This window comes from Buttiauxella sp. S19-1, assembly GCF_022134725.1.
In the GTDB taxonomy this organism is placed as follows: domain Bacteria; phylum Pseudomonadota; class Gammaproteobacteria; order Enterobacterales; family Enterobacteriaceae; genus Buttiauxella; species Buttiauxella ferragutiae.
This window is the reverse complement of sequence record NZ_JAHWLU010000165.1, coordinates 1-7470: the sequence shown is the minus strand read 5'-3', so window position 1 is coordinate 7470 and position 7470 is coordinate 1. Positions and strand designations below refer to the sequence as shown.

The 7470-nt window shown below is 50.4% G+C and carries 8 protein-coding genes; all 8 read left to right on the top strand.

Going from position 1 to position 7470, the window contains the following annotated elements; translation table 11 throughout:
- A partial coding sequence (locus MES37_RS22545) for a RimK family alpha-L-glutamate ligase (RefSeq protein ID WP_237932688.1) occupies positions 1 to 484 on the top strand: 484 nt, incomplete at its 5' end.
- Positions 485 to 613: 129 nt separating this feature from the next.
- Positions 614 to 1093 carry a YbjN domain-containing protein gene (locus MES37_RS22540; RefSeq protein ID WP_064548332.1) on the top strand — a complete coding sequence of 160 codons (480 nt, stop codon included), beginning with the start codon at positions 614 to 616 and terminating at the stop codon, positions 1091 to 1093.
- A gap of 380 nt (positions 1094 to 1473) precedes the next feature.
- Positions 1474 to 2586, top strand: coding sequence for a spermidine/putrescine ABC transporter substrate-binding protein PotF (gene potF, locus MES37_RS22535; RefSeq protein ID WP_232886477.1), 1113 nt, complete (start codon positions 1474 to 1476; stop codon positions 2584 to 2586).
- A 113-nt stretch (positions 2587 to 2699) separates the two neighbouring features.
- Entirely contained in the window at positions 2700 to 3833 is a 1134-nt protein-coding gene (gene potG / locus MES37_RS22530; RefSeq protein WP_157092963.1) for a putrescine ABC transporter ATP-binding subunit PotG, read from the top strand.
- A 9-nt stretch (positions 3834 to 3842) separates the two neighbouring features.
- Positions 3843 to 4796: a putrescine ABC transporter permease PotH gene (gene potH / locus MES37_RS22525; protein WP_237932687.1), complete on the top strand. Its 954-nt coding sequence runs from the start codon at positions 3843 to 3845 to the stop codon at positions 4794 to 4796.
- Complete coding sequence (potI, locus tag MES37_RS22520; protein ID WP_064548327.1) at positions 4793 to 5638, top strand: putrescine ABC transporter permease PotI; 846 nt, start codon at positions 4793 to 4795, stop codon at positions 5636 to 5638. The genes potH and potI overlap by 4 nt, the downstream gene beginning before the upstream one ends.
- Positions 5639 to 5749: 111 nt before the next feature.
- Complete coding sequence (locus tag MES37_RS22515) at positions 5750 to 6184, top strand: YbjO family protein (protein WP_269811517.1); 435 nt, start codon at positions 5750 to 5752, stop codon at positions 6182 to 6184.
- Between the two features lie 45 nt (positions 6185 to 6229).
- Positions 6230 to 7357 carry a 23S rRNA (uracil(747)-C(5))-methyltransferase RlmC gene (rlmC, locus tag MES37_RS22510; RefSeq protein WP_064548325.1) on the top strand — a complete coding sequence of 376 codons (1128 nt, stop codon included), beginning with the start codon at positions 6230 to 6232 and terminating at the stop codon, positions 7355 to 7357.
- The last annotated feature ends 113 nt before the right edge of the window (positions 7358 to 7470 follow it).

Genomic DNA, 7470 nt, shown 5'->3' with positions numbered 1-7470 from the left:
GAAGCTGGTGGAAGGGACGCAAGGAATTGGCGTGGTGCTTGCGGAAACACGGCAAGCGGCCGAAAGCGTGATCGACGCATTTCGCGGTCTGAATGCTCACATTCTGGTGCAAGAGTACATAAAAGAAGCCAAGGGCAGGGATATTCGCTGTCTGGTGGTCGGCAACAAAGTAGTGGCAGCTATCGAACGCCAGGCAAAACCAGGGGATTTCCGCTCCAATTTGCACCGTGGGGGGGTTGCGCATCAGGTTACTATTACAGAGCGTGAACGCGAAATTGCCCTGCATGCTGCTGCAACTTTGGGGTTGGATGTGGCTGGTGTCGATATTTTACGTGCCAAACGCGGCCCGCTGGTGATGGAAGTGAATGCGTCACCGGGTCTTGAAGGTATTGAAAAGACCAGCGGTATCGATATTGCGACCTTAATGATCAAGTGGATTGAGCAACAAGCGCAACCCGGTTATTGCCTGAAAACGGGTGGCTAAATTCCAGCATCGGCACCCATGGGCGCATAATCATAGTATGAAGCGCTGTTTTTGCGTAAGCTATGGCGCGACTTCGAGCCTGTTTAGTCAGGCTCTAAATTACCCCCTTTAAAAGAGGCTACGGCATTTATGGATTCACTCGTTGTCCCTACTCTGGACATCTTACGCCGCTGGCTCGATGAAATCGGCGTGACCATTTTCGAGTGCGATACCTGCCAGGCGCTCCATCTGCCACACATGCAGAATTTTGATGGTGTCTACGATGCGAAAATCGATCTGGTCGATAATATCATCTTGTTTTCAGCCCTGGCTGAGGTAAAACCCTCTGCGTTGCTGCCCCTGGCATCCGATCTCTCGTCTATTAACGCCAGTTCGCTGACGGTGAAAGCCTTTTTGGATATCCAGGACGACAATTTACCTAAACTCGTGGTTTGCCAGTCGTTACAGGCCGAAGTTGGAATTACTCGCGAGCAGTTTGCTGCCTTTGTAAAACAGAGTGAAGAGCAAATCTCGATGGTAATTCTGGAAGCTTGCGCGAACCAGTTGCTCTTTATTTCCGACGAAGAAGAGCAAGACAGCACCGTTATTCAAACCCATTTCCTGCACTAATCGTTCCTTTCCTGACCGCAGCGGCTGCCATGTCCGCTGCTCTCCACATATTTTTATTCTGCTTTATTAACCACAACCAGCATGACTCTCGCCACTATGGCCAATTTGGGGCCATACCATAGATGTTTTATGGTTAAAAAATTGATAAAAGTCACTTTTCTGACTGGGCTATAGTCACTAAGTCTGGCTACAGTTATTCTTGCGGAGCGCTTAAAGCGTGCAATGTCTGCTGGGAAGGCGTCAGCCTTTTTTCACGGCAGTTTGAATAGAGATGCATGATTCTTGCATGTCCCAACGGCGAGAAAAAATGCGTAAAAGCTTGATTGCGTAAATTATGCTCGCGAAAGCGAGAATTGCCCTTTATTCAGAAGGAATAGACTATGTTCGCCCAACGTAAAAAATTGCTATCGGGTATGGTGGCGGGTTTGTTGATGACCGTGTCTGCCACCGCGTTTGCCGCTGAACAGAAGACGCTGCACGTTTATAACTGGTCTGATTATATCGCTCCAGATACGTTGGCAAACTTCACCAAAGAAACCGGTATTAAAGTGGTGTACGACGTCTTCGACTCCAATGAGGTTCTGGAAGGGAAGTTGATGGCGGGCAGCACAGGTTACGATCTCGTCGTGCCTTCTTCGCAATTCCTTGAGCGACAGGCTCAGGCCGGTATTTTCCAGCCACTTGATAAGAGCAAACTGCCGAACTACAAAAACCTCGATCCGGAAATGCTTAAGTTGGTGGCGCATAATGACCACGACAATAAATACGGTATTCCGTACATGATGGTCACTACCGGTATTGGTTATAACGTCGAAAAAGTTAAAGCGGCGTTAGGTAAAGACGCGCCAGTTGATAGCTGGGATCTTATTCTGAAACCAGAAAACCTTGAGAAGCTGAAAAGCTGTGGTGTTTCGTTCCTTGATGCGCCAAGTGAGGTTTATGCTAGCGTGCTGCACTATCTGGGCAAAGATCCTAACAGCACCGATCCAAAAGATTACACCGGTGCGGCGAATGATTTGCTGTTGAAATTACGTCCGTCAATTCGTTACTTCCACTCTTCCCAATACATCAACGATTTAGCCAACGGCGATATTTGCGTCGCGATTGGTTGGTCTGGCGATATTCTGCAGGCAGCTAACCGTGCCAAAGAAGCAAAAAATGGCGTGAATATTGCTTATACCATTCCTAAAGAAGGCGCGATGGTGTACTTCGATATGTTCGCTATGACTAATGACGCGAAAAATAAAGACGAAGCGTACCAGTTCCTGAATTACCTGATGCGTCCGGATGTAGTAGCGAATATCAGTAATCACGTTTATTACGCTAACGCGAATAAAGAGTCTACTCCGCTGTTGAATGCAGAGATCCGTGATAACCCAGGAATTTATCCACCGTCTGACGTACGTGCCAAGTTGTTCACTCAGGGTGTGCAATCACCAAAAGTGGACCGCGTGATTACCCGGGCGTGGACTAAAGTTAAAACTGGGAAATAGACCTATTTTTTAGTTGTAGGTCGGTTAAGCGCAGCGTCAACCGACAAAAGGTGGATGGCGCTGTCGCTTATCCACCCTACAACATCTCGAAAGAATTGCCGGAGAGCAACATATTGAACGACGCAACTCCTCGTCCACACGCGAAAACTCGCAAAGCGCTCACCCCGCTGCTTGAAGTACGCAACCTCACAAAATCCTTCGACGGGCAACACGCCGTTGATGATGTGAATCTCACTATTTATAAAGGCGAAATTTTTGCGCTGCTCGGGCCGTCCGGCTGCGGTAAATCAACACTTTTACGCATGTTGGCAGGCTTTGAGCAACCGAGTGCAGGGCAGATCGTGCTTGATGGCGTCGATCTGTCGCATGTGCCGCCGTACCAGCGCCCGATCAATATGATGTTCCAGTCGTATGCGCTTTTCCCGCATATGACGGTGGAGCAGAACATTGCGTTTGGCCTCAAGCAAGACAAGTTGCCGAAAAATGAAATTACGCAGCGGGTGCAGGAAATGCTGACGCTGGTGCATATGCAAGAGTTTGCCAAACGTAAACCGCATCAGCTTTCTGGTGGGCAACGCCAGCGTGTCGCGTTGGCCAGGAGCCTGGCGAAACGGCCAAAACTGTTACTGCTTGATGAGCCAATGGGGGCGCTGGATAAGAAATTGCGCGACCGCATGCAGCTTGAAGTGGTGGATATTCTTGAGCGTGTCGGCGCAACTTGCGTGATGGTGACACATGACCAGGAAGAAGCGATGACCATGGCGGGGCGTATCGCCATCATGAATCGCGGTAAATTCGAACAAATCGGTGAACCGGAAGAAGTTTACGAATATCCGACGACACGCTACAGCGCTGAATTTATCGGCTCGGTGAATGTCTTTGAAGGCTTGCTGAAAGAACGCCAGGAAGACGGGCTGGTGATTGACAGCCCAGGGCTTGTCCATCCACTCAAAGTTGATGCTGATATTTCCGTGGTCGATGGCGTGCCGGTGTATGTCGCGTTGCGACCGGAAAAAGTGATGTTGTGTGAAGAACCTCCTGCTGACGGCTACAACTTTGCAGTCGGCGAAGTAGTGCATATCGCCTATCTTGGCGACCTGTCTATTTATCATGTTCGCCTGAAAAGCGGCCAGATGATCAGTGCACAGTTGCAGAACGAACATCGTAATCGTAAAGGAATGCCAACATGGGGCGACGAAGTGCGTCTGTGTTGGGATGCTGAAAGTTGTGTGGTTCTGACAGTTTAAGGGGGCGAAATGAGCACGATGACTGAACGCCCGGCTGAGCCACCGGCAAGCGGTTTCAAATTGTGGCTGGCTAAAATGCAAATGCGCCATGGCCGCAAACTGGTGATTGTATTACCGTATTTGTGGCTGATTCTGCTATTCATGCTGCCATTCTTGATTGTCTTCAAGATAAGTTTTGCTGAAATAGCGCGTTCGATTCCGCCGTATACCGATTTGATCACCTGGGCTGACGATCAGATTACCTTCGCGCTGAATCTGGCGAACTATCTCCAGTTAACCGATGATCCGCTATATGCGGAAGCCTATTTACAGTCGTTGCAAGTGGCTGGGGTGTCCACCATTTTCTGTCTGCTGTTAGGTTACCCATTGGCATGGGCGGTGGCGCACAGCAAATCATCGACGCGTAATATTCTGTTGTTGTTGGTCATTTTGCCATCGTGGACATCGTTCTTGATCCGCGTGTATGCGTGGATGGGGATCCTGAAAAATAACGGCGTGCTCAATAACGTATTGATGTGGCTGGGCGTTATCGACCAACCGTTGGTGATTCTGCATACCAATCTTGCGGTGTATATCGGTATCGTTTATGCCTACTTGCCATTTATGGTGCTGCCGATTTACACCGCACTGACGCGGCTAGATTACTCGCTCGTTGAAGCCTCCTTAGATTTGGGCGCGCGTCCGCTGAAAACCTTCTTTAGCGTAATCGTGCCGCTGACTAAAGGCGGCATTATTGCCGGTTCGATGCTGGTGTTTATCCCGGCAGTGGGCGAGTTTGTTATCCCTGAACTGCTTGGCGGGCCTGATAGCATTATGATTGGCCGCGTATTGTGGCAAGAATTCTTTAATAACCGCGACTGGCCGGTGGCATCAGCGGTGGCGATAACCATGCTTATCTTGCTGATTGTGCCGATTATGTGGTTCCACAAATACCAGAACAAAACTGCGGGGGACCACGCATGAACAACTTACCGGTAGTGCGTTCACCGTGGCGCATTTTGATTTTGGTGATCGGCTTCACCTTCCTCTACGCGCCAATGTTAATGCTGGTGGTGTACTCCTTTAACAGCTCCAGGCTGGTAACGGTCTGGGCGGGATGGTCGACGCGCTGGTATGTCGAGCTGTTCCATGACTCAGCAATGATGAGTGCCGTGGGGCTGAGCCTGACCATTGCAGCCGCAGCCGCTACGGCGGCGGTGATCCTTGGGACTATCGCCGCAGTGGTGATGGTGCGCTTTGGCAAGTTTCGTGGCTCCACGGGCTTTGCCTTTATGCTCACCGCGCCGCTGGTTATGCCGGACGTCATCACCGGCCTTTCGTTGTTGTTGCTGTTTGTGGCATTAGGGCACGCCATTGGCTGGCCGAGTGACCGCGGCATGCTGACTATTTGGTTGGCACACGTCACGTTCTGTACCGCCTATGTTTCTGTGGTAATTAGTTCCCGTTTGCGGGAACTGGACCACTCAATTGAAGAAGCTGCCATGGACCTGGGCGCGACACCGCTGAAGGTTTTTTTCGTGATCACCGCTCCGATGATCGCTCCGGCGATTGTTTCTGGCTGGCTGTTGGCATTTACTTTATCGCTTGATGATTTGGTGATTGCGAGCTTTGTTTCCGGCCCAGGTGCGACAACCTTACCGATGCTGGTATTCTCAAGCGTCAGAATGGGGGTTAACCCGGAAATAAACGCGCTGGCATCCATCATTTTGGGCGTTGTTGGTTTTATTGGGTTAATCGCCTGGTGGCTGATGTCGCGAGCAGAAAAGCAGCGTCTGCGCGACATCCAACGTGCAAGGCGTAGCTGAAAGTCTTAAAATCTGATAAAACCCACAGTGCCGCGGAAGACGCGGCACTGTATCGTATGGAACACGAGGTTTGCGGAAATTTTCAGGAAACGAACTCAAACACAGGCAAAATTGAACGCTCCCACATTAGTGCTGGTGGCGGCCATTGCTATTCTAACGACACGCATCCTCGATCTGATGTTGGTTTTCAACTTGCTCGGGGTCAGTGGCGCGCTTGATTTTATTCACCGCAGCGTGCAAACCTGGAGCCTGACGCTGATTTTCCTCGCCAGCCTGGTGATGCTGTGTGTCGAATTACGCTGTGCATTTGTCATTATGAAAGGGCGTAATTGGGGACGCTGGGTATTTCTTGCCACACAGGTTATTTCCGTTAGCTATTTATGGGCGGCGTCACTCGGTTGGGGCTATCCCGAGTTGTTTAGCATTCCAGGTGAGTCAAAACGAGAGATTTTACGTTCACTAATGACGCAAAAACTGCCCGACATTTTGGTGCTATTCTTGTTATTTATCCCTTCGCGAAGTCGGCTTTTTTTCAAACTTCAATGACTGCGTAGTGTTACAATCTGCGTCCAAATTCTTTAGGGCTTAATTATGTACTGCGCGCTATATCAGGCTAATCGTTGCCGTTCTTGTACGTGGATAGAACAGCCGATTTCCGAGCAACTCACCGCCAAAATGAATGAGCTTCAGCAATTGCTGGAGGGTATTGCGGTGAAAAAGTGGTGTGCACCAGTCAGCGGCCCTGAGCATGCATTCCGCAATAAAGCCAAAATGGTGGTCAGCGGTAGCGTAGAAAAACCGTTGCTGGGAATGCTCCATCGCGACGGTACACCTGAAGACTTGACCGAATGCCCGCTTTATCCGGCTTCATTCCAGGCTGTGTTTACCGCACTTAAACCGTTTATTGCGCGTGCGGGGCTGACGCCGTATAACGTGGCGCGTAAACGCGGTGAACTGAAATATCTGCTTATCACTGAAAGCCAGCTAGACGGTGGCATGATGCTGCGTTTTGTGCTGCGAAGCGATGCCAAACTGGAACAGTTACGCGCCGCATTACCCTGGTTGCAACAACAGCTCCCACAATTAAAGGTTATCTCCGCCAACATTCAGCCAGTGCATATGGCGATTATGGAAGGTGAGCAGGAAATTCCGTTAACCGAACAGCAGGCACTGGAAGAGCAGTTTAACGGTGTGCCACTGTATATCCGCCCGCAAAGTTTCTTCCAGACCAACCCGACGGTCGCGGCATCTTTGTATGCCACGGCACGCGAATGGGTACACGGGTTGCCAGTCAAACATATGTGGGATTTGTTCTGCGGGGTAGGTGGGTTTGGCCTGCATTGCGCAACGCCGGAGATGAAACTGACCGGAATTGAAATTTCCCCTGAGGCTATTGCCTGTGCACGTCAGTCGGCGGAAAAACTGGGATTAACCGATATTCACTTCCAGGCGCTGGATTCAACGAAATTTGCCACTGAACAGCAAGATGTTCCTGACCTGGTATTAGTGAATCCGCCACGGCGTGGCATTGGCCAGGCGTTGTGTTATTTCCTTAATAACATGGCCCCGCAATACATTATCTATTCAAGCTGCAATGCGCAGACGATGGCGCGGGATATAGCGTCGCTGGCGGGATATCGGGTAGAACGCGTGCAATTGTTCGATATGTTCCCGCACACCGCACATTACGAGGTGTTAGCGCTGCTGGTGCGCGGTTAGTTTTCCCCTCACCCTAACCCTCTCCCCAGGGAGAGGGGACTGTCTGGTTTCTCCCTCTCCGGTGGGCTGTCTCTTATACACAACTCACCCTGGCAATTTTGTCAGGGTAAGAT

What these genes read in the sequence shown, in the direction of transcription:
- rlmC (WP_064548325.1), top strand. Translation starts at nt 6,230, where the DNA reads ATGTACTGCGCGCTATATCAGGCTAATCGTTGCCGTTCTTGTACGTGG.
- potI (WP_064548327.1), top strand. Translation starts at nt 4,793, where the DNA reads ATGAACAACTTACCGGTAGTGCGTTCACCGTGGCGCATTTTGATTTTG.
- potF (WP_232886477.1), top strand. Translation starts at nt 1,474, where the DNA reads ATGTTCGCCCAACGTAAAAAATTGCTATCGGGTATGGTGGCGGGTTTG.
- potH (WP_237932687.1), top strand. Translation starts at nt 3,843, where the DNA reads ATGAGCACGATGACTGAACGCCCGGCTGAGCCACCGGCAAGCGGTTTC.
- MES37_RS22540 (WP_064548332.1), top strand. Translation starts at nt 614, where the DNA reads ATGGATTCACTCGTTGTCCCTACTCTGGACATCTTACGCCGCTGGCTC.